This window comes from Enterococcus sp. MSG3299 (genome assembly GCF_050555765.1).
GTDB classification, from domain to species: Bacteria; Bacillota; Bacilli; order Lactobacillales; family Enterococcaceae; genus Enterococcus; species Enterococcus faecalis.
Window position 1 is genome coordinate 13286 of sequence record NZ_CP187869.1, and the last position, 22282, is coordinate 35567.

Here is a 22282-nt window from a genome sequence, read left to right on the forward strand (position 1 = left end):
AGAAATCAGCAGAGAAAAAATGTACTTTTTTTAATGAAATTGTGTTAAAATGGATAGACTAAACGAACCAGAAAGTAAGACATCGTGGGAGAGAACAAAATGAATGAATTATTGCAAGATAGGGTACCGCCACAAAATATTGAAGCGGAACAAGCCGTTTTAGGTTCTATTTTCTTAGATGCAGATGTGCTAATAGAAGCGATGGAATATGTGGAACCTAAAGATTTCTATCGTCGTAGTCATCAGTTGATTTTCCAAACGATGATGACCTTAAGCGACCGAAATGAAGCGATTGATGTGGTAACAATCAAAGATCGCCTAGAACAAGAGAATTTGTTAGAAGATGTTGGTGGACTAAGTTATCTGTCAGATTTAGCTTTAGCTGTGCCGACAGCTGCCAATGTCATTTATTATGCAAAAATTGTTGAACAAAAATCGTTGCTGCGCAACTTAATCCAAACTGCTACAGAGATTGTAACTAAAGGCTTTGAGCAAGGTGAAGATGTTGAATCTATTTTGGATGATGCAGAACGAAGCATTTTAGAAGTCTCCGAAAAGCGGAATCGCAGTGGCTTTTTATCAATTTCAGATGTTCTAAATACAACTATTGCAAATATTGACCAATTATACCAAAATGATGAAGAGATTACTGGTTTACCTACAGGCTATCAAGCATTGGATAAAATGACTGCTGGCTTGCAAGCGGAAGAGCTAATCATTTTAGCGGCCCGTCCAGCGGTAGGGAAAACCGCTTTTGCATTAAATATTGCCCAAAATGTCGGCACCAAAACAGATAAAGCTGTCGCTATTTTTAGTTTAGAAATGGGGGCAGAATCATTAGTGAACCGGATGCTTTGTGCAGAAGGATCCATTGAGGCCAGCCATTTAAGAACAGGGCAATTATCTGAAGAAGAATGGCAAAACTTAATTATTGCGATGGGTAGTTTGTCCCGTGCGAATATCTATATTGATGACACACCAGGGATTAAAATTACCGAAATTCGTGCGAAATGTCGTAAATTAGCACAAGAAAAGGGCAACTTAGGTCTAATTTTGATCGACTACCTACAATTGATTGAAGGAACTGGAAAAGAGAACCGCCAACAGGAGGTTTCTGATATTTCACGTCAATTAAAAAAATTAGCGAAAGAATTAAAAGTCCCGGTTATCGCTTTGTCACAGCTTTCTCGTGGCGTGGAACAACGTCAAGATAAACGTCCTGTGTTAAGTGATATTCGTGAGTCAGGTTCCATTGAGCAAGATGCCGATATCGTTGCCTTTCTTTATCGTGATGATTACTATGATCGTGGTGAAGGAGAAGACGGCGATCATGAGCCACCAGAAGTTGACAATGTTGTAGAAGTCATCATTGAGAAAAACCGTAGTGGTGCGCGTGGAACGGTCGAATTACTTTTCATTAAAGAATATAATAAATTTTCTTCGCTTTCGCCGAGGACAGAATTTTAAAAAAACGAACTCATTTTTTGAGTTCGTTTTTTTGCTTATTAAGGGATTAAAATCAGAGAGTAAAACACGAACAATATTCGTATATTTTATTATTTTACAAAAACATAGCTAAAAATGTTCGTATTTTTGACAGAAACGCTTTTGATTGTGAAAGAATATTCGATTTTTACCCTTGAAAGGGACTGGTTTTACTGGTACAATGATTCAGGACAAAAAAATTATGAACGAGGTGTTCGAATGTCATCAGTAGTAGTTGTTGGAACGCAATGGGGCGACGAAGGTAAAGGAAAAATTACAGACTTTCTAAGTGAAAACGCAGAAGTGATCGCTCGTTACCAAGGCGGAGATAACGCCGGACATACCATTAAATTCGACGGCGTAACGTATAAATTACATTTAATTCCTTCAGGGATTTTCTATAAAGAAAAAATTAGTGTAATTGGTAACGGCGTAGTTGTGAATCCAAAATCTTTAGTAAAAGAATTAGCTTATTTAAAAGAAAATAATGTTGCCACTGATAATTTACGTATTTCAGATCGTGCCCATGTCATCTTGCCGTATCATATTAAATTGGATCAATTGCAAGAAGATGCGAAAGGTGAAAACAAGATTGGGACAACGATTAAAGGAATTGGCCCAGCCTATATGGATAAAGCAGCACGGGTGGGAATCCGTATCGCTGATTTATTGGATAAAGAAATTTTTGCGGAACGTTTGCAAATTAACTTAGAAGAAAAAAATCGTCAATTCGTTAAAATGTTTGATAGCGAAGCCATTGAATTTGATGATATTTTTGAAGAATACTATGAATACGGACAACAAATTAAACAATATGTTACAGATACTTCGGTTATTTTAAATGATGCATTAGATGCTGGAAAACGGGTTTTATTTGAAGGGGCACAAGGTGTCATGTTGGATATCGATCAAGGAACCTATCCATTTGTTACTTCCTCTAATCCAGTAGCTGGTGGCGTAACTATCGGTAGTGGCGTTGGTCCATCAAAAATTAATAAAGTGGTTGGTGTCTGCAAAGCGTACACTTCACGTGTCGGTGACGGCCCATTCCCAACAGAATTATTTGATGAAACAGGAGAAACCATTCGTCGTGTCGGTAAAGAATACGGAACAACAACAGGACGTCCGCGTCGTGTCGGTTGGTTTGATTCAGTAGTTATGCGTCATTCAAAACGTGTATCAGGGATTACAAACTTGTCATTAAACTCGATTGACGTGTTAAGTGGTTTAGAAACGGTGAAAATTTGTACAGCTTATGAACTTGATGGTGAATTAATTTATCATTATCCAGCAAGCTTGAAAGAATTAAGCCGCTGTAAACCAGTTTATGAAGAATTACCAGGTTGGTCTGAAGATATCACTGGTTGCAAAACTTTAGCTGATTTACCAGCTAATGCTCGTAACTATGTGCATCGGATTTCAGAATTAGTTGGTGTGCGCATTTCAACATTCTCTGTAGGTCCAGACCGTAACCAAACGAACGTTTTAGAAAGCGTTTGGGCACAAATTTAAGCAGATTTTTAAGGGAACGTAAAGGATGGCTTATGCCAATTCAGCCTTTACGTTCTTTTTTAATTTTTATATAAAAATGAAAAACTATGGTAAAATAAAAGAAAACATGAAGGGGGCAATTGTCCGTGAATTATCAATTAGTGACAGATTCTTGTTGTGACTTGCCGTATACATACTTAAAAGAAAACCAAGTACCTTTTATTAGCATGAATATTCAAATTGACGGGAAAGAATATCGCGATGATTTAGGCGAAACGTTTGATTATCAGAACTTCTTAACGGCTATTAAAAATGGAAGTATGCCCACTACCTCTCAAGTTAATGTAGGACGCTACAATGAATTTTTCCGTCCTTTTGTGGAGCAAGGGTTACCGGTGATTTATTTAGCTTTTTCATCTGGGTTAAGTGGCTCTTATCAAAGTGCGTTGCAATCAGTAGAGATGTTAAAAGAAGAGTACGATAATGTAGAAATTCATATTATTGATACAAAAGCAGCTAGCTTAGGTCAAGGGATGTTAGTCCGAGAAGCCATTCGATTACAAACAGATGGTCATTCATTAGGAGAAGTTGTTGCCTATCTTGAAGAGCAAAAAATGAAACTTCACTCGTGGGTAACGGTAGATGATTTAAAACATTTAGAACGTGGCGGACGGATTTCTAAAACAGCGGCAGCACTTGGTGGCTTAATGAACATTAAACCAATTATTCGCGTGGATGCGGCAGGCAAACTAGCATCCGTTGGTAAAACTCGTGGACGAAACAAGTCCTTGCAAAAGATTGCGCAAGAAACGATTCAAGGCATTGTAGAGCCAATGAAACAAACACTGTTGATTGCATATGCGGGAACGAAAGATGACGCGGAAAAAGTCAAAGAATTAATTGAAAAAGAAATAGAAGTTAATGAGATACTGATTTATCCTCTAGGACCCACCATTACTAGTCATACTGGAATAGGTTGTATTGCTGTGTTTTCTTTTGGTGAAAAAAGAAAATAAAATTTGATAGATAAGTTTAAAGAAATTTAAGAGTAACTTGATGAAGAATGGGGTGATGAAGGTATGACAGTCCAAGGAAATCTTATTCCAATTGTTTTAGCTTCAACAGTTATTGCAACTATCATAACAACAGGATTTAATTTTTACAAAGCAAAAAAAGAATTTAGACTTAAAAGGATTACAGAAGAAAGAGCTAATTGGAGAAGAGAAATTAAAGATATTGCAGACATACTTTCTCAAACAGAGGATTCACAAAAAATTAGACTTGCAATGGATAGATTAAAAGTTAGAATTAATGTTTTTGGATATTTAAATTCAAAAAAAGTTGAAGAGAGTTACGATGAATATAGTTTTTATAATGATAGTTATATTTGGGATAGTATAAAAGATTTTGAAAAAACAGGATATTTTGGTGAAGAACAAAAAAATATATTACTTGTTAAATTGTCATTGCTTTTGAAATATGATTGGGAAAAATCTAAAAAGGAAGTGCTAGGAGAGAAAATTATTTTTAAGTTAATACCATGGTTTATTGTTTATTATTCAGCTATTATTTTTGTACTGATTTATGGATTGAAATTTGATATTGAAAAATTTTTTAGTAACACGGAAAATTTGCTGAAACAAGAAGGAAGTAGTCTTTATACATTGATATTTTTGTTTGCTCCATTTTTTATATTGATGTTGAGTGAAGTAGAAATATTAGACTCTTCTCAATCTAAATCAAAAATTATTAAATATATAAAGAAAATATTTAATGCTTGTTCGATAATAGGTGTAGTTGTTTTAGTAATGCTTTTTCCAGGTATGTACTTACTTTCTTTGATTTATCTGTATGGAATAAAGGTTAGTTTTGACTTATTTATGTTACTCTTGTTATCTTACATCCCTACTATTGCTATATTTATATGGGGATTTTATGATAATGTAAGAAAAAAATCACCTAGGTATGTTAAATTTTTAAACGAAAGCTTAAAGATTTAATAGAATTATTAAACATATAAAGCTTCAAGAATGTTATAAAACTACATTCTTGAAGCTTTTTTTTAATAATCTGAACTGAATAAAACGTCCATTTGTTTTTGAATTTCTGGGTTTTCCAAGAATTCGTCATAGGTTGTTTCTGCCCGATCAATGACACCTTTATCAGAAACAGCAATAATTCGGTTCGCTAATGTTTGGATAAATTGGTGGTCATGTGAAGCAAAAAGAATTGAACCAGTGAAAGCCATCAACCCATCATTTAATGCAGTGATTGATTCTAAGTCTAAGTGGTTCGTTGGATCATCTAAAACCAAGACATTGGCTTTAGAAAGCATTAATTTTGAAAGCATGACACGCACTTTTTCGCCTCCGGAAAGAACATTGACTGGTTTTAGTACCTCTTCACCAGAGAATAACATCCGACCTAAGAAACTACGTAAGAACGTATTGTCATCTTCTTCTTTACCAGCAAATTGACGTAACCAATCTAAAATGGTTAATGGCTCTTCAAAGTCTTTGCTGTTGTCTTTTGGTAAATAAGCTTGGCTAGTTGTAACGCCCCAACGAACAGAACCTGTATCGGGAGTAATTTCGCCCATAATCACTTTGAATAACGTAGTCGTTGTAATATCTGAGTCAGCGATGAATGCCACTTTATCATCTTTTGTTAAGTTGAACGAGATATTATCTAAGATTTTTTTGCCATCAATCGTTACAGAGACATTTTCAACTTGTAATAAGTCATTGCCGATTTCACGTTCTGGTGTAAAACCAACGAATGGATAACGACGAGAGGAAGGTTGAATGTCATCTAAGGTAATTTTATCTAACATTTTTTTACGAGACGTTGCTTGTTTTGATTTTGAGGCATTGGCGCTAAAACGAGCGATAAAGTCTTGTAATTCTTTGATTTGTTCTTCTTTTTTGGCATTAGATTGTGCTTGCAATTTTGTCGCTAGTTGGCTTGATTCCAACCAGAAATCATAGTTACCAACGTAAAGTTTGATTTTACTAAAGTCTAAATCTGCCATGTGAGTGCAGACTTTGTTTAGGAAATGACGGTCATGGGAAACCACGATAACGGTATTTTCAAAGTTGATTAAAAATTCTTCTAACCAATTGATTGAGCGGGTGTCTAAACCATTTGTCGGCTCGTCTAATAGTAAGACATCTGGTTTACCAAAAAGAGATTGAGCTAATAATACTTTGACTTTTTGACCAGCTGTTAATTCGCTCATTTTTTGATCATGTAATTCTTCTGGAATGTTTAGCCCTTGGAGTAAAACAGCTGCTTCAGGTTCTGCTTCCCAACCGTCAAGTTCAGCAAATTCGCCTTCTAGTTCTGCGGCACGAATCCCATCTTCATCTGAAAAATCTTCTTTCATATAGATAGCATCTTTTTCTTTCATTACTTCGTAAAGACGTTTATGTCCCATAATTACAGTTTCTAAAACAGTGTAGTCTTCGTAGTCAAAGTGATTTTGTTTCAGCGTTGCTAGTCGCTCATTAGGACCCATTGAAACCACGCCAGTTGTCGGTTGAATCTCACCTGATAAAATTTTAAGAAACGTTGATTTTCCTGCACCGTTTGCGCCGATTAAGCCGTAACAGTTGCCAGGAGTAAATTTAATATTCACTTCTTCAAAAAGTTTACGATCTGGAAATTGTAAACTTACATCATTAACAGTAATCAATTGTTTTCCTCGCTTTTAATATATTCTTGAACCTCTCTGCATTATATCGGCTACAGAACCTTTTTTCAAGGAGTTTCAATCTTTTTACAGAAACGAATAAAAAGGTGGGTTTTTTATAGAAAAAAAGGCGTTTTTTTAAAATGTTTCATGTGAAACAGAAATTTTTTTCATGAAAGGGTTTTTAGTGTATTTTTTTAATGATACACTGTATCATGTAAATTAATTAGTGTATCGATTAAAGGAGCCATCAAAAATGAAGCGGATTGAAAAAATCTATCAATATGTTAAAGAGCAAACGAAGAATTTAACGCCAATGACCTTAACAAGTGATGCGGGAGTCACGACACAAGAAATTTCAGAACGTTTAAACATTCAGCGGACCAATGCTAGTAAAGATTTGAATCAACTGGTTCGTGAAGGGCGCTTGAAAAAATTATCTGGTCGACCAGTAAAATATGTCGCGCAGGTGGCGTTTCAGCATCGACCATTAACCAAGCCAGTTAAAAGTTATCGGGAAAAATCAATGGATCACTCCACAAAAACTTTTATCGAACCATTGGTTGAACCAGTAGTCACGACAAGTAAAACCCCAGAAGTTGAAGATATTTTCAAAAAAATTATCGGTTCAGCTGGAAGCATGAAAACGCCGGTGGAACAAGCCAAAGCAGCGATTTTATATCCGCCAAAAGGCTTGAATTGTTTAATTACTGGACCAACAGGTTCTGGGAAAACTTATTTTGCTCATGCCATGTTTCAGTTTGCGAAGCTGAACCAAATTGTGGCCAAAGAAAAAGAGTTTGTGGTGTTTAACTGTGCAGACTATGCGCATAATCCAGAACTTTTGATGTCGCATTTATTTGGGTATGTAGAAGGGGCCTTCACAGGCGCTACGAAAGCAAAAGAAGGGATTATTGATGAAGCAGATGGCAGCATTCTGTTTTTAGATGAAGTACATCGGTTACCACCCGAAGGACAAGAAATGATTTTTTATTTTATGGATCACGGCGTGTACGCGCGTTTAGGTGAAACAGTGAAATCACATCATGCGGATGTTCGGATTATTTGTGCTACGACGGAAAATCCTACTTCTTCTTTATTGAATACTTTTGTGCGACGCATTCCGATTATCATTCAATTACCGAACTTCAGTGACCGTCCTGCGAAAGAAAAAATTGACCTCCTAAAAGTGATGGTTTCAATGGAAGCAGCGCGGATTCAACGGCGAATCTCTTTGTCAGAAGATGTGGTCAAAGCGTTAATTGGAAGTGTTTCTTATGGAAATGTCGGTCAGCTAAAATCGAATGTGCAACTTGTGACTGCGCGAGGGTTCCTTAATCAGATGGAACAAGAGGAATTAATGATTACGATGGACGAATTAACGGACAATATTAAAGAAGGCATTATGCAACTTGCCAGTAATCGAGAAGTATTGTCGGAGTTATCGAAATATCTGGAACCGCAATTAGTGGTATCACCAAATGAATCTTTAGTAGCTATTCAGTCAGATGCCTATGAATTGCCTTACAATCTATATGAGATTATTGGAGATAAAGCGGCTCTCTTAAAAGCAGACGGCTTGGACCAAGAACTAATTAATAATTTTATTACAACGGATATCAATGTTCATTTAAAATCTTTCTACAAAGATTATGGATTCACCTTTGATACAGAAAATAAATTGGCTGAAATTGTTGACCAACGAATTATTGATGTCACTAAGAAAATTTATAATTTTGCAGCGAAGCGGTTATCGTATTCGTTTCAACCCAACTTTATTTATGCAATGAGTTTACACATTAGTTCTTTCTTGAAACGCATCCAATTAGGCAAAGATCCTAAGCATCCTTTAAATGAAAGTATTCGAAATATGGTTTTAGATTATCCAACAGAGTTTGAAACAGCGAAAGAAATTAAAAATATTATTGAAAGTAGTTATCAGATGGAGATTCCTGAATCTGAAAGTTACTATTTAGCTGTTTTGCTCATTTCTTTAAGAGAAAATCCTGAGGCTGGCCGGATTGGCATTGTCGTGGCTGCGCACGGAAATAGTACCGCTAGCAGTATGGTACAAGTGGTTTCTCAATTGTTAAATGTTGATAATTTGAAGGCTGTGGATATGCCGTTAGATATGCCACCGAAAGAAGCTTTGCGTAAAATCGTTGAAGCAGTTGGTGAAGTGAATGAAGAAAATGGCGTACTATTATTAGTGGATATGGGTTCATTAAGTACGTTTTCAGAAGAAATTGTACGCCAGACAGGCATTGATGTGCGGACAGTAGACATGGTGACCACGCCAATTGTTCTTGAAGCGGCCCGCAAAACCGCATTAATTGATACGCAATTGGAAACACTTCACGAGTCTTTAAAAAACTTTCATGGCTATGCCGATATTCGCCAAAGTGAAACGAAACAAATCATTGAAAATTGGAAAACAAGAGCAATTATTGCTATCTGCGCTTCTGGAGAAGGAACTGCGCGCCGAATGAAAGAGCTTATTGAGGAAGCTGTCTTGCCACAAATAGACTGGCATTTAGAAGTGATTCCTTTGTCCATTGTAAATATGAAAGAAGTCTTGCCTAAAATTCAAGAAGATTATGAAATTATTGCGACAACTGGGATTACCAATCCCAAAATTGGAGTTCCTTATATTTCCATGGAAAATTTCTTTTCCGGTGAAGCAGAAAAAATTATTCAGCAATTACTAGCAGAGCGGAAAGAAGAAGTAATGAATAAGCCGTTGGACGAAGCGGCAGCAAAAGAAATTTGTCTAAAATATATGGAGCAAAGTTTCACTTTCATTAATGGAAAAAAAATCATTGATCTGTTGTGGTCATTCGCTAAAAATATCCAAACCCAATTAGCGATGCCAGAAGAGTACACATTTTACATCAATTTGATTATGCACACATCGGGCATGTTGGAGCGTATTTTACGGAATGATACACTGACGGTTTCAGAAAAGGAACTTGGTCGATTGGTTCAAGAACCAATTTATCCAGTGATTGTGGCCTCAATTGAGACTATGGAAGAAGCTCTTAATATGGATGTTCCAGCAGAAGAAGTTTATTTTATCGCACAGTTAGTCAAAAATGCCCAGTGTATCGAAGATAAAATCACCGAAATTGATACACTAGATTAATACAGAAAAACTGATACACTATTTATTAGTGTATCGTTTTTTTGATTTTCTTAAAAAACCTATAATTTTCTAGGTTTCGAACCGATACACTAAAGTTGGCACGAAACTTGCTTATAATAAGGTGTCCCTTTTTACCTAAAATTTTTAAGTAAAAAGACAAAGGTCCTAACCTTTAAAAATGAATTTAAAGGAGCATTCCCGATGGTAATGGATATTCGTTTAGCTCGAATTGATGATCGATTAATTCATGGCCAAGTAGCAACTGTTTGGGCAAAATTGACGAACATTAATCGCATTTTAGTGGTTAGTGATTCCGTTGCTCATGACAATTTGAGAAAAGCCTTGTTGGTTCAAGCTGCTCCACCTGGTGTCAAAGTAAATGTCATCACTGTTCAAAAAATGATTGATGTTTACCCTGATCCTCGTTTTGATTCGTTTCGAGCCATGTTGTTATTCACTAATCCTTTGGACGTGAAACGAGTGGTCGAAGGCGGTGTACAACTCACTTCTGTGAATATTGGCGGAATGAGTTTCAGCACAGGCAAGCGAATGATTACGAATGCAGTCGCAGTGGATGCCAACGATTTAAAAGCATTTCTGTTTTTAAATGAACAAGGTATTGAATTGGAAATTCGAAAAGTCGCAGCAGACAGCCAAGTGAATTTGATGGATTTACTGAAAAAAGAGCGTAGCAAAGAAAATAACGCCAGCTGACGTTAATTTTTACAGACGAAAGACATTGAAAGGATGTGGTGGCCTAGGACCAACATCATTGCTTCATGAACTGTATTGATAAAGGCAAGTGCTGATGTTGAAAAAAATCAAGAACTATTGAAATTTTTTCATTTATTTTTGTCAGAATCTGATTTATCTGATTTTTTTCAAAAAGTGAAAGCGTTTAGCAGTACAACCATGAAAAAAAACATCAATTATACAGGAGGTATAAAAATGGTAGGAATTATCCTAGCAAGTCACGGTGAATTTGCTGAAGGGATCTTGCAATCTGGTGCAATGATCTTTGGCGAACAAGAAAATGTAAAAGCAGTTACGTTAATGCCTAGCGAAGGTCCCGATGATGTAAAAGCAAAAATGCAAGAAGCCATTGCATCGTTTGACAATCAAGACGAAGTACTATTTTTAGTTGACCTATGGGGAGGAACACCATTTAACCAAGCGAACTCATTGTTAGAAGATCATAAAGACAAATGGGCAATCGTTGCAGGTATGAATTTACCAATGGTTATTGAAGCATATGCTTCTCGTTTCTCTATGGAATCAGCACAAGAAATTGCGACACACATTCTTGAAACAGCAAAAGATGGTGTCAAAGTTAAACCAGAAGAGTTACAACCAGCAGAAGCACCAAAAGCTGCTGCGACAGAAGATGCACAGCCAAAAGGTTCGTTACCACCAGGTACAGTTGTTGGCGATGGCAAAATTAAATTTGTGCTAGCACGTATTGATTCACGTTTATTACATGGTCAAGTAGCAACAGCTTGGACAAAAGCAACACAACCAAACAGAATTATTGTTGTTTCTGATGCCGTTGCAAAAGATGACTTACGTAAGAAATTAATCGAACAAGCAGCTCCTCCAGGAGTAAAAGCCAATGTTATTCCAATCAGTAAAATGATTGAAGTAGCGAAAGATCCACGTTTTGGCAATACAAAAGCATTATTATTATTTGAAAATCCTGAAGACGTCTTAAAAGTGGTTGAAGGCGGCGTAGAAATCCCAGAAGTAAACGTTGGTTCAATGGCTCACTCTGTTGGAAAAGTCGTTGTAAGCAAAGTATTATCAATGGGTCAAGAAGACGTTGATACGTTTGATGAATTAAAAGCCAAAGGCATCAAATTTGATGTGCGTAAAGTGCCAAATGATTCAAAAGCGAATATGGACGAAATTTTGAAAAAAGCAAAAAATGAGTTAGCAAACGCGTAACTCGCCAAATACAAATCAAAATAGGAGGCTTATCATGTCTGTTATATCAATTATTTTAGTTTTACTCGTTGCCTTTCTAGCTGGTATGGAAGGGATTTTGGATGAGTTCCAATTCCACCAACCGTTAGTAGCATGTACATTAATCGGATTAGTTACTGGTAATTTAGAAGCCGGAATTGTTTTAGGTGGTACTTTACAAATGATCGCGTTAGGTTGGGCGAACATCGGGGCTGCCGTTGCACCGGATGCCGCTTTAGCATCTGTTGCCTCAGCAATTATTTTAGTTTTAGGTGGCCAAGGTGTTAAAGGTGTTCCTTCAGCGATTGCCATCGCAGTTCCTTTAGCGGTTGCAGGTTTGTTCTTAACAATGATCGTTCGGACAGTTGCGGTTCCAATCGTTCACATGATGGATGCGGCTGCTGAAAAAGGCAACATTAAACAAGTTGAAATGTTACACATTTTCGCTGTATGTTTACAAGGTATTCGTATTGCGATTCCAGCAGGTGCGTTACTATTCATTCCTGCTGACACTGTTCGTAATTTCTTAGAATCAATGCCAGCTTGGTTAACTGATGGTATGGCTATCGGTGGTGGTATGGTCGTTGCCGTAGGTTATGCATTAGTAATCAACATGATGGCAACAAAAGAAGTATGGCCATTCTTCATTATCGGTTTCGTAGTCGCAGCGATTTCTCAATTAACATTAATCGCATTAGGTGCTTTAGGTGTCGCTTTAGCTCTTATTTACTTGAACTTATCTAAAATGGGCGGTTCTTCTAACTCAAATGGCGGAGGCAACTCTGGCGACCCATTAGGCGATATTTTAAACGACTACTAATTCTGAAGGAGGAGCAAAGAAAATGGCAGAAAAAATTCAATTAACTAAAAAAGATCGTTTAGCTGTAGCTTGGCGTTCAACATTTATCCAAGGTTCTTGGAACTATGAACGTATGCAAAACGGCGGCTGGGCATTCTCAATGATTCCAGCAATCAAAAAATTATATAAAACGAAAGAAGAACGTTCAGCGGCGTTAAAACGTCACTTAGAATTCTTTAATACACACCCATACATTGCCTCACCAATCCTTGGTGTAACATTAGCTTTGGAAGAAGAACGTGCCAATGGCGCACCAGTTGATGACGTAGCGATTCAAGGGGTTAAAGTTGGGATGATGGGTCCTTTAGCCGGTGTTGGTGACCCAGTTTTCTGGTTTACTGTTCGTCCAATGTTAGGCGCTTTAGGTGCTTCCTTAGCAATGGGTGGTAACATCTTAGGCCCAATCTTATTCTTCGTTGCTTGGAACTTAATTCGTTGGTCATTCATGTGGTATACACAAGAGTTTGGTTACAAAGCCGGTTCTAAAATTACTGATGACCTTTCAGGTGGTTTACTACAAGATATTACAAAAGGTGCTTCTATTTTAGGGATGTTCGTACTGGCCGCATTGGTTCAACGTTGGGTATCGATTAAGTTCTTACCAATTGTCTCACAAGTTAAGTTAGACAAAGGTGCTTATATCGAGTGGGATAAACTTCCTGCTGGCGGTGAAGGAATGCATAAAGCCTTTGAACAAGTGAACCAAGGCTTGGCGCTTTCACCAACGAAAGTTACTACGTTACAAGATAACTTAGATCAATTGATTCCAGGTCTAGCACCATTACTACTTACATTCTTATGTATGTGGTTATTGAAGAAAAAAGTTAGCCCAATCGTTATCATTCTTGGTTTATTCGTAGTCGGCGTTGTCGGCCACTTAATCGGCTTATTATAAGAATGACGAGGTAAGTTTATTACTTCTAATCAAAAAAAGCGGAAGAGAAGTCGAGAAACTTTTCTTCCGCTTTTTTAAACAAAGATGTAATTTTGTTTGTTTCGATCAGGAAAGAAACGTATAATAAAGAGGAATTAGTCGAATGAAATGGAGCAGATAACATGGTACAATCATTAAACACAAAAGTTGATTTAGTTATAGATGCGACGGCATTTACAGGATTAACAGATTATGGACAAATTATGATAGGTGACCGCGGGTTTGAATTTTACCATGCCAAAGATCCACGTAAGTTTATCCAAATTCCGTGGGAAGAAGTCGATTACGTGTTGGCTTCAGTAATGTTCAAAGGAAAATGGATTCCTCGTTATGCGATTCAAACCAAGAAAAATGGGACGTATACGTTTGCTTCAAAAGAGCCGAAGCGAGTGTTACGAGCTATTCGTGAATATGTTGACCCAGATCATATGGTCCAATCTTTGAGTTTCTTTGATGTCATAAAAAGAGGGATTCTCTCGATTGGGAAAAAGAAAAAATAATTTATAACTGTTACTTTTTTATAAACTAGATGAAAAAGTAGCGGTTTTTTTGTGGGAAAACGAGGGACTTATTTATACAAAAAAGGCACAATTGTGCACCAAAAAAGAGACAATCAAGTGATACGTTGTTTTTAATGGAGTTATCATTGAAATGGTTTTCAGAAAGCACGATGAAAATATTTGACACCTTGTAAAATAGTAGTAACATAATAAGTGTAATAAATTATTTTATAGAGGAGTGAGTGTCATGGAACAACGACAACATCATGGAATGGACTGGGGTTCATTAGTATTAGGAATTCTATTTGTTCTGACTGCATTAATTTCTTTCCAAAATCCTGCCGGTAATTTAATTGCCATTGTGATGGTTTTTGCGATTTTTGCTATTATTAAAGGGATTTTCGAAATTTTTGTACGTAATCGTATGAAAGAATTGCTAGGCTACAAAGCTTATGCACCAATCATCTTAGGGATTATTGATATCCTAATTGGTGTTTACTTATTGTTTAACTTAAATATTGGTGTCGCTGTGTTACCATTTGTTTTTGCAATTTGGTTTTTATTCGACTCAATTTTCGGCTTATTTACTTTAGATTTTGCTAAACGAGTAAGCACAGGTTACTTCTGGTTCACATTAATTGTTGACGTTTTAGGGATTATCTTAGGTGTAATGTTATTATTTAATCCATTGTCTTCAGCACTAACTTTAAGCTTCTTAGTTGGCTTCTACTTTATGATGTTTGGTATTAGTAATATTGTATATGCTTTTAGATAAAAGAAGTAAAAAAAACAGGTTTTCCGAAAAGGAAAACCTGTTTTTTTTTAATAACGACGGTGGCAGTTGCCATTATTTCCCGAAATTGTTCGAACAAGCCACACGATAATCGCTACGGGAACTAAAATTTTTACTGCTAGCCACAATAAGCTTCCCACGATACCGACAACGGCACTAAAGAGTGAACCGACAACTAAAAATAAAAGGACCACTAAAAGAATATTTATAAACATTGGTCGTTGATTATTCATACGTACTACCTCCAAATTTTTCCTGTTTTCTATATACAGAGTATAGCAAGAAAGCGCAACAAGCACCTCCATCGGAAGGCTGATTTTTTTCTCTGGCGAATGATGGAGCCGCTGTTGGTTATTTTGGACTTTCTTATTGAAATAATCAGAATATTCTGGTGTATAATTATAAAAAAGGATTTAAAGTGAGGGATTGGATGTCGACTGAGGGATTAATCGCTTTGTTAGAAAAGAAACGAAATCATTTAAGTAAAATTGAAAATCAAGTACTGGATTATATTTTGACGCATATGACGGAAATTAGTTCACAAACCATTTATGAGGTGGCGCAGGCGTTGTTTGTCTCAACAGCCACTATTTCTCGAACAGCAAAACACTTAGGTTATCGAGGCTTCCAAGAATTAAAATACGCGATCGTCCAATCGGTGCAGAGCGAGAGCACAGAAAGCGATAGTCGTAGTTTTCAAGCTATTACGCAACAGTTGATCGCCAATGTGCAAGACAGTTTTCAACAAATGGATGAAGCCAAAGTCGCGGAAATGCTTAAAATGATTGAGCGTGCGAATACGATTGAAGTGTTCGGTGTTGGTGGCAGTTTTCCTATTTGTACTGATTTTGCACGAAAGCTAACATTTTTAGGAAAAAAAGCCTATGCACGATCTGATTGGGATGAACAAGCGGCAGCAGTTAAGAATCTGGATGGACAGGATTTAGCCATTTTTGTCAGTTATACAGGAGAAACTAAAGGGATTTTAGCGTATGCACGTGTAGCGCAGGAACAGCAAGTGCCGATGATTAGTTTGATTTCGACTAAAGGAAGCACCTTGGAAAAATTGTCGACGACGACGTTATTTGCCAAAGGGACGACACGTTATCATCAGCGCGTGGATTTAAGTTCAAGAATTGCTGTCATTTGTTTGTTCGATACGGTTTTATTAATGTACGCAGAGGCAAAGCAACCACGGTAATTTTATGCAACACCATACTAAATGATGTAAGGGGATACAGAAAAAGTGTAGCCTCTTTTTTCTTTGTTTTGGGCTAGTTATAATGAGGGCAATGAATGTAAACGCAATCATTTTTAGTTTTATAAGAATGAATGGAGGAGTTAAGAAATGGCAGTAAAGAAAAAGAAAGCGACTTTCTGGGAGTTTTTCCAAGGATTAGGTAAAACGTTTATGTTGCCAGTGGCTTTATTAGCTTTTATGGGGATTTTGTTGGGATTAGGAAGTTCTTTTTCCAGTGAATCCATGATTGAAACGATCCCGTTTTTAGGAAAGCCCGCAGTAAAAATTATTTTCCAATTTATGTCGACAATTGGTGGTTTTGCGTTTGCCTATTTACCTGTCATGTTTGCAATGGCCATTCCGTTGGGGTTAGTTCGGAAAGAAAAAGGAATTGCTGCGTTTTCAGGTTTCGTAGGCTATACGGTGATGAATTTAGCGATTAATTTCTATTTAGTGCAGACGAATCGCCTCGTGGATCCTGAGCAGTTGCGGGAAGCCGGCCAAGGAATGGTTTTTGGGATTCAAACGATTGAAATGGGCGTTCTTGGTGGAATTATCGCTGGGCTTATTGTATATAAGTTGCATAATCGATTTTATACGGTGCAACTACCAGATAGTTTTGCCTTCTTTTCTGGCGCACGGTTTGTACCAATTATTACTTCATTAGTGATGGCATTCGTGGGCTTAGTAATTCCGTTAGTTTGGCCACTTTTCGCGCTAATGATTATGGCGATTGGCCAACTTATCCAACGTTCTGGTATTTTTGGGCCTTTTCTGTTTGGTTCAGGGGAACGTTTACTGCTACCGTTTGGGTTGCATCATATTTTGGTTTCCATGATTCGTTTTACTGAAGCAGGGGGTTCAGCGGTGGTGGCTGGCAAAGAAGTGTTTGGTGCGTTAAATATTTTCTATGCAGAATTGCAAAATAATTTACCGATTTCACCAAGCGCAACAGCTTTCTTGTCACAAGGGAAAATGCCGACCTTTATTTTTGGCCTACCAGCGGCGGCGCTTGCGATGTATCATACTGCAGCTCCGGCGAATCGACATAAGATTAAAGGCTTACTCCTTTCAGGTGTGATTGCAACGGCTATCACTGGCATTACAGAACCAATTGAATTTTTATTTTTATTTATTAGTCCATTATTATGGCTGTTTCATGTCATTATGACTGGTCTAGGTTTCATGGTAATGGCTTTATTGGGTGTTGTGATTGGGAACACTGATGGCGGGCTACTGGACTTTGTTATTTTTGGCTTGTTACAAGGAACTTATACAAAATGGTGGTGGGTTCTCATTGTCGGCGCTATCTGGTTTGTTATTTATTATTTCGTCTTTAAAACAGTCATTGTAACCTTTGATTTAAAAACACCTGGACGAGACAAGGTCTTAGATGAGACTGAATATACCGATCAAGAAGTTCAATATAAGAAAACGGGTGGCTATGATGCGCCTGGGATTTTAGCGGCTTTGGGTGGGCAAGAGAATATTCAAGCTATTGATAATTGCATTACGCGTTTACGTTTAGTGTTAGCAGATGCTAATAAAGTAGATGATGACAAATTAAAGCAATTAGGGGCTTTAGGTGTCGTGCATTTAGATGCGCAGAATGTGCAAGTGATTATCGGAACCAAAGTGACAACGGTCCGTAATCAATTAGAGATGATTTTAGGTTAGAAAAAAGACAGAAGGTGAAGAGTGTGTCGTTTGATAAAGCAATTGATCGACGAGGAACGTATTGTACACAGTGGGATTTTGTAGAAGACCGATTTGGGGAAGCGGACTTGCTTCCCTTCACTATTTCCGATACGGATTTTGCTGTGCCAGAGGCAGTTCTGGCAACATTACAGGAGCGTTTGAAACATCCCGTATTTGGCTACACGAGGTGGAACCATCCGCAATTAAAAGAAGCAATTCAAACGTGGTACCAGACAAGATTCCAGACGAAGATTGAAGAACACTGGATTATGTATACCCCGACTGTTATCTATGGTATTTCTGCTTTGATTCAATTATTGACTAACGAAGGGGAGGGCATTATTTTACAAACACCTGCCTATGATGCATTTTTTAAAGTCATTCAGGAAAATAAGCGGCAAGTAGTGGCAAATGAACTGCTTTATCAAGAGAAGCGCTACAGCATTGATTTTATTGATTTAGAAAAAAAACTAGCGCAACCAGAAAATCGCTGTTTGCTTTTATGTTCCCCGCATAATCCAACAGGACGTGTTTGGGAGCAATGGGAATTAGAGCGAATGGTTTCATTGTGCCAACAGTATGATGTGTTTTTACTTTCTGATGAAATTCATATGGATATCGTTAATAAAGGCCAAGTTCATCGACCAATTACGCAATTTGATTATAAAAAATCTGCCATTATTACCAGTGGCACGAAAACCTTTAATTTTCCAGGGCTGATTTTTGCTTACGCCCTAATTCCAGATAACGAATTGCGTGACGCTTTTCAGCTCAAATTAAAAAACGCCGATGGTCTATCATCAACAAGTATTTTGGGAATGCTAGCAACCATGACGGCCTATCAAAAATGTGGTACTTGGGTTGACGAGTTGAATGATTATTTAGCGGAGAACCAACGTTACGTGAAAGATTTTTTACAGACATATTTGCCAAAAATTAAAGTGACGGAGCTGGAGGCAACTTACTTAATGTGGTTGGATGTATCAGCGGCAGTTCCAGATGTGGCCCGCTTACAAGAGGCTTTAGTTTCTGTGGGGAAAGTCGCTATTATGGACGGCTCGATATATGGTGGTAATGGGCAACGATTCTTACGGTTAAATATTGGCTGTTCGCAAGCAAAACTACACGAAGGACTTGAAAGGATGCGCCAAGGTTTTGAAGCTGTTTTACAAAAGGATGGCACAGCATCAGCGCTTGGGAATAATTGAGAAAAGATAGCATTCCGAAAATGGTTGCAGTACAATGGAAAAATAGAAACAAATAAAATAACAAAAAGTAACAACTTGTCATTTACTGGGGGAAAAGAAATGAAAACAATTAAAACAAAGCAAGCACCACAAGCAATTGGGCCATATTCACAAGCAAAAATTGTGAATGGTTTATTGATTACTTCTGGTCAGATTCCACTGGATCCTGAAACAGGCAAGGTGGTTGGGACAACGATTAAAGAACAAACCAATCAAGTACTGAAAAATATTCAAGGGATTTTAACAGAAGCTGGTAGTGATTTTGCTCATGTAGTCAAAACGACATGCTATTTACAAAATATGGCGGATTTCACGGCATTCAATGAAGTCTATGCTGAGTATTTTAGTGCGGAATATCCTGCACGCACAACGATTGAAATCTCTAAATTACCGATGGATGTGTTGGTGGAGATTGAGATTATCGCAGAAGTAGTGGCGTAAAAAATACAGTTAAAAGAGTGAGAAAAAATCGTCTTAGATTTTTTTCTCACTCTTTTTTTCAATAAAACAATACGATTCAGCCAAAATGTCTAGCCGTGCTGGAAAATTTTCAGCAAATAGGCTACCATGGAAGAAAATCGATAAAACGAAAGTTAAATGAATAGAAAAGAGATATGAAAGAGGCTATAAGATGAAAAAAAATATTAGCCAACTAACGCAGTGGTTGAAAGAACACAGTTTATTATTGAAACTAATTTTTCTTGGTTCTGTATTAGTTTTCGTGGCTAACCAAGTGACACATATCGCTCAAGGCATGACCTGGGCGGATATTTTTTCCACGATGGAACAACAAAGTACGGGGCGTTTAATTGGTATGGTCTTGGCAGGACTATTAGGGGTTATTCCGATGCTCCTTTATGACTATGTAGTCGTTAAATTATTGGAAAAAGAAGGTAAGCCACCAATGAAACGAATGGATTGGTTAACTTCGGCTTGGGTCACCAATACCATTAATAACTTAGCGGGTTTTGGCGGCGTGGTTGGGGCAACGCTACGGATTAATTTTTACGGAAAAGATGTACCGCGGGGCAAGGTTGTAGCAACGGTCTCAAAAGTTGCTCTGTTCTTGATTTCAGGGTTATCTATTTTATCTTTTGTGGCGTTTGTTGATTTATTTTTTATTCGAACCCAAAATGTTTTTCGTGAATATTGGGTTTGGTTATTATTGGGCAGCCTGATTGCGCCAGCGCTCTGGTTTTTCACGTATTTAAAACGGCGAACATTGTTTAAAACATTTTTTCCAAAAGCAGTGCTCCTATTATTCGGCGCTTCATTAGGTCAATGGCTAGGTGGGATGTTTGCTTTCTTGATGATAGGTCGCTTGATGCAGGTGCCAGTTTCGATGGTTTCTGTTTACCCAATGTTTGTTATCGCTACGTTGATTGGGATGTTAACTATGGTTCCTGGTGGTATGGGAACGTTTGATGTCTTAATGATTTTGGGCTTATCACAATTAGGGATTGATCGATCACAAGCGGTCGTCTGGTTGTTGTATTATCGTTTGTTTTATTATGTGACGCCTTTTATGACAGGAGTTATTTTGTTCTTGCAACAAGCAGGCATGAAAGTCAATCAATTTTTTGATAATTTACCTCGGTTATTTTCACAAAAAGTGGCGCATTTTATTTTGGTGGCGGCGTTATATTTTGCAGGGATTATGATGGTTCTATTGTCGACTGTGACGAATTTGTCGAATGTCAGTCGTTTATTCCAAGTGTTACTTCCCTTTTCTTTTAATTTTTTAGATCAAACATTGAATTTATTTGTAGGATTCTTGTTATTAGGTTTAGCTCGAGGCATTTCTATGAAAGTGAAAAAAGCTTATTGGCCTACAATTATTTTACTAGGATTTTGTATTGTAAATACGGTGGCACGAACGACTTCGTGGCAGTTGATTGCTGTTTATGCTGTTATTTTATTGGCGGTTATTTTGGCTCGTAAAGAATTTTATCGTGAAAAGTTTGTTTATTCATGGGGCGCTTTAACGGTAGATAGTATTTTGTTTGGCTGCTTGTTTATCGGTTATGCGGTTGCTGGCTATTACGCCGCACGACCAGCTGGTGGCAATCAAGTTATCAATCACTTTTTGTTGTTTCCGTCAGATGATGTTTGGTTTAACGGATTGATTGGATTAAGTATTTCCTTGATTGGTTTATTCTTTTTGTATCAATATTTAGCCGAAACAACTGTTACTTTAGGTGAGGGATTTGAGAAAGCGCGGTTGACACGCTTTTTGGAAAAATTTGGTGGCAACGAAGGCAGTCAATTTTTGTATTTAAAGGATTATGGTCATTTTTATTACCAAGAAGAAGGCGAAGATCAAGTACTTTTTGGGTTTCAAATGAAGTTTAATAAATGCTTTGTCTTGGCGGATCCGATTGGGCAACGAGAGAAATGGACAGCGGCGACACTGGCGTTTATGGATCAAGCTGATTTGTTAGGTTATCAATTAGTTTTTTATCGTATTTCGGAAGAATATGTTATGAATCTTCACGATTGCGGCTTTGAATTTATGAAAGTTGGGGAAGAAGGCTTGATTCAATTTGATGAGCCGTCAACAGTGAATCAAACAGCCTGGACGGAAACAGTGACTGAAAAAATAGCAGCGGAAGCAGCGGATTTTCAGTTTGAATTTTATCCCGAAACGATTAGTGATGCCTTATATCAAGAGTTAGAACGAGTTTCTGCGGACTGGTCACGGAATCAAAAAGAGCGCTACTTTATTGGTGGACGGTTGGATTCCGAGTACTTGAAATGCAGTAGCGTGGGCTTGGTGAGACAGAAACAAACGGTCATCGGTTTCATTACGGGAAAAGAAATGGAAAAAGGCAAAAGTATTTCTTATGATTTGTTACGTATTCGTTCAGACGCACCTGCTTTTACTAGAGAATATTTGTTCACTCATTTTATTGAAACCTATCAACAGCAGGGCTATCAATTAATTGATATTGGGATGGCGCCGTTGGCTAACGTAGGGGAGAGCAAGTACTCTTTCTTAAAAGAACGCTTTGTTAATATTTTTTACAAGTATAGTTATCAAATTTATGCGTTTCAAGATACACGCAAGCGCAAAGAACAATATGTCACTAGTTGGCAACCACGTTATTTTGCTTATCCTAAGCGGACCAGCGTACTCTTTGCTTTTGTGCAACTTTCCTTGTTGATTACGAAAGGAAGACATCAAAGTGTTTCGCTTGTGGAAGAAGCAATGACTGAAATTTAAAAAAATCACGTGATGACTTA

General features: G+C 37.4%; 18 protein-coding genes. 16 read left to right on the forward strand and 2 right to left on the reverse strand.

The genetic code is table 11. The annotated features are described in order from the left end of the window. The first annotated feature begins 99 nt into the window (after window positions 1–99). The 4 genes from dnaB (at window position 100) to IGL23_RS00075 (ending at window position 4976) form a co-directional block, all read left to right on the forward strand. A complete protein-coding gene (dnaB, locus tag IGL23_RS00060; RefSeq protein WP_002381331.1) occupies window positions 100–1467 on the forward strand; it encodes a replicative DNA helicase in 1368 nt (455 codons plus the stop codon). A 237-nt stretch (window positions 1468–1704) separates the two neighbouring features. After that, entirely contained in the window at window positions 1705–2997 is a 1293-nt protein-coding gene (locus tag IGL23_RS00065) for an adenylosuccinate synthase (protein ID WP_002359213.1), read from the forward strand. A gap of 125 nt (window positions 2998–3122) precedes the next feature. After that, window positions 3123–3992, forward strand: a complete 870-nt coding sequence (locus IGL23_RS00070; RefSeq protein ID WP_002359214.1) for a DegV family protein — start codon at window positions 3123–3125, stop codon at window positions 3990–3992. A 63-nt stretch (window positions 3993–4055) separates the two neighbouring features. Then, window positions 4056–4976 carry a hypothetical protein gene (locus IGL23_RS00075; protein ID WP_033594379.1) on the forward strand — a complete coding sequence of 307 codons (921 nt, stop codon included), beginning with the start codon at window positions 4056–4058 and terminating at the stop codon, window positions 4974–4976. A gap of 62 nt (window positions 4977–5038) precedes the next feature. Here IGL23_RS00075 and IGL23_RS00080 read toward each other — a convergent pair whose 3' ends face one another. Then, complete coding sequence (locus tag IGL23_RS00080) at window positions 5039–6670, reverse strand: ABC-F family ATP-binding cassette domain-containing protein (RefSeq protein WP_002359215.1); 1632 nt, start codon at window positions 6668–6670, stop codon at window positions 5039–5041. Between the two features lie 253 nt (window positions 6671–6923). Here IGL23_RS00080 and IGL23_RS00085 point away from each other — a divergent pair, with 253 nt between their 5' ends. From IGL23_RS00085 to IGL23_RS00115, 7 genes are all read left to right on the forward strand, one after another. Beyond that, window positions 6924–9809 (forward strand): sigma 54-interacting transcriptional regulator, encoded by a 2886-nt coding sequence (locus tag IGL23_RS00085; RefSeq protein ID WP_002356028.1) that lies wholly within the window; start codon window positions 6924–6926, stop codon window positions 9807–9809. A gap of 201 nt (window positions 9810–10010) precedes the next feature. Further along, window positions 10011–10523: a mannose/fructose/sorbose PTS transporter subunit IIB gene (locus IGL23_RS00090; protein WP_002385473.1), complete on the forward strand. Its 513-nt coding sequence runs from the start codon at window positions 10011–10013 to the stop codon at window positions 10521–10523. Window positions 10524–10757: 234 nt separating this feature from the next. Then, the gene (locus tag IGL23_RS00095; RefSeq protein ID WP_002356030.1) at window positions 10758–11750 is read left to right on the forward strand and encodes a mannose/fructose/sorbose PTS transporter subunit IIA; all 993 of its coding nucleotides are present in this window, start codon (window positions 10758–10760) and stop codon (window positions 11748–11750) included. Between the two features lie 34 nt (window positions 11751–11784). Next, window positions 11785–12588, forward strand: coding sequence for a PTS mannose/fructose/sorbose transporter subunit IIC (locus tag IGL23_RS00100; protein WP_002356031.1), 804 nt, complete (start codon window positions 11785–11787; stop codon window positions 12586–12588). A 22-nt stretch (window positions 12589–12610) separates the two neighbouring features. Beyond that, window positions 12611–13522, forward strand: coding sequence for a PTS system mannose/fructose/sorbose family transporter subunit IID (locus IGL23_RS00105; RefSeq protein ID WP_002356032.1), 912 nt, complete (start codon window positions 12611–12613; stop codon window positions 13520–13522). A gap of 161 nt (window positions 13523–13683) precedes the next feature. After that, window positions 13684–14061: a DUF956 family protein gene (locus tag IGL23_RS00110; RefSeq protein WP_002356033.1), complete on the forward strand. Its 378-nt coding sequence runs from the start codon at window positions 13684–13686 to the stop codon at window positions 14059–14061. A 247-nt stretch (window positions 14062–14308) separates the two neighbouring features. Beyond that, window positions 14309–14836, forward strand: a complete 528-nt coding sequence (locus tag IGL23_RS00115; RefSeq protein WP_002356034.1) for an HdeD family acid-resistance protein — start codon at window positions 14309–14311, stop codon at window positions 14834–14836. A 47-nt stretch (window positions 14837–14883) separates the two neighbouring features. Here the strand turns inward: IGL23_RS00115 and IGL23_RS00120 are convergent, their stop codons facing one another. Then, the gene (locus tag IGL23_RS00120) at window positions 14884–15087 is read right to left on the reverse strand and encodes a hypothetical protein (RefSeq protein WP_002383512.1); all 204 of its coding nucleotides are present in this window, start codon (window positions 15085–15087) and stop codon (window positions 14884–14886) included. Window positions 15088–15284: 197 nt separating this feature from the next. Here IGL23_RS00120 and IGL23_RS00125 point away from each other — a divergent pair, with 197 nt between their 5' ends. The 5 genes from IGL23_RS00125 (at window position 15285) to mprF (ending at window position 22262) form a co-directional block, all read left to right on the forward strand. Further along, the gene (locus IGL23_RS00125; RefSeq protein WP_002387434.1) at window positions 15285–16055 is read left to right on the forward strand and encodes a MurR/RpiR family transcriptional regulator; all 771 of its coding nucleotides are present in this window, start codon (window positions 15285–15287) and stop codon (window positions 16053–16055) included. Between the two features lie 147 nt (window positions 16056–16202). Beyond that, window positions 16203–17771, forward strand: coding sequence for a maltose/glucose-specific PTS transporter subunit IIBC (gene malX / locus IGL23_RS00130; RefSeq protein ID WP_010818093.1), 1569 nt, complete (start codon window positions 16203–16205; stop codon window positions 17769–17771). Between the two features lie 14 nt (window positions 17772–17785). Further along, a complete protein-coding gene (locus IGL23_RS00135; protein ID WP_002397716.1) occupies window positions 17786–19000 on the forward strand; it encodes a MalY/PatB family protein in 1215 nt (404 codons plus the stop codon). Between the two features lie 99 nt (window positions 19001–19099). After that, window positions 19100–19480: a RidA family protein gene (locus tag IGL23_RS00140; protein WP_002356039.1), complete on the forward strand. Its 381-nt coding sequence runs from the start codon at window positions 19100–19102 to the stop codon at window positions 19478–19480. Window positions 19481–19670: 190 nt separating this feature from the next. Continuing rightward, entirely contained in the window at window positions 19671–22262 is a 2592-nt protein-coding gene (mprF, locus tag IGL23_RS00145) for a bifunctional lysylphosphatidylglycerol flippase/synthetase MprF (RefSeq protein WP_033594378.1), read from the forward strand. Window positions 22263–22282: the final 20 nt, after the last annotated feature.

Coding starts and splice junctions, on each gene's coding strand:
- dnaB (WP_002381331.1), top strand. CDS start 100: ATGAATGAATTATTGCAAGATAGGGTACCGCCACAAAATATTGAAGCG.
- IGL23_RS00065 (WP_002359213.1), top strand. CDS start 1,705: ATGTCATCAGTAGTAGTTGTTGGAACGCAATGGGGCGACGAAGGTAAA.
- IGL23_RS00075 (WP_033594379.1), top strand. CDS start 4,056: ATGACAGTCCAAGGAAATCTTATTCCAATTGTTTTAGCTTCAACAGTT.
- IGL23_RS00085 (WP_002356028.1), top strand. CDS start 6,924: ATGAAGCGGATTGAAAAAATCTATCAATATGTTAAAGAGCAAACGAAG.
- IGL23_RS00090 (WP_002385473.1), top strand. CDS start 10,011: ATGGTAATGGATATTCGTTTAGCTCGAATTGATGATCGATTAATTCAT.
- IGL23_RS00095 (WP_002356030.1), top strand. CDS start 10,758: ATGGTAGGAATTATCCTAGCAAGTCACGGTGAATTTGCTGAAGGGATC.
- IGL23_RS00100 (WP_002356031.1), top strand. CDS start 11,785: ATGTCTGTTATATCAATTATTTTAGTTTTACTCGTTGCCTTTCTAGCT.
- IGL23_RS00105 (WP_002356032.1), top strand. CDS start 12,611: ATGGCAGAAAAAATTCAATTAACTAAAAAAGATCGTTTAGCTGTAGCT.
- IGL23_RS00110 (WP_002356033.1), top strand. CDS start 13,684: ATGGTACAATCATTAAACACAAAAGTTGATTTAGTTATAGATGCGACG.
- IGL23_RS00115 (WP_002356034.1), top strand. CDS start 14,309: ATGGAACAACGACAACATCATGGAATGGACTGGGGTTCATTAGTATTA.
- IGL23_RS00120 (WP_002383512.1), bottom strand. CDS start 15,087: ATGAATAATCAACGACCAATGTTTATAAATATTCTTTTAGTGGTCCTT.
- IGL23_RS00125 (WP_002387434.1), top strand. CDS start 15,285: ATGTCGACTGAGGGATTAATCGCTTTGTTAGAAAAGAAACGAAATCAT.
- malX (WP_010818093.1), top strand. CDS start 16,203: ATGGCAGTAAAGAAAAAGAAAGCGACTTTCTGGGAGTTTTTCCAAGGA.
- IGL23_RS00140 (WP_002356039.1), top strand. CDS start 19,100: ATGAAAACAATTAAAACAAAGCAAGCACCACAAGCAATTGGGCCATAT.
- mprF (WP_033594378.1), top strand. CDS start 19,671: ATGAAAAAAAATATTAGCCAACTAACGCAGTGGTTGAAAGAACACAGT.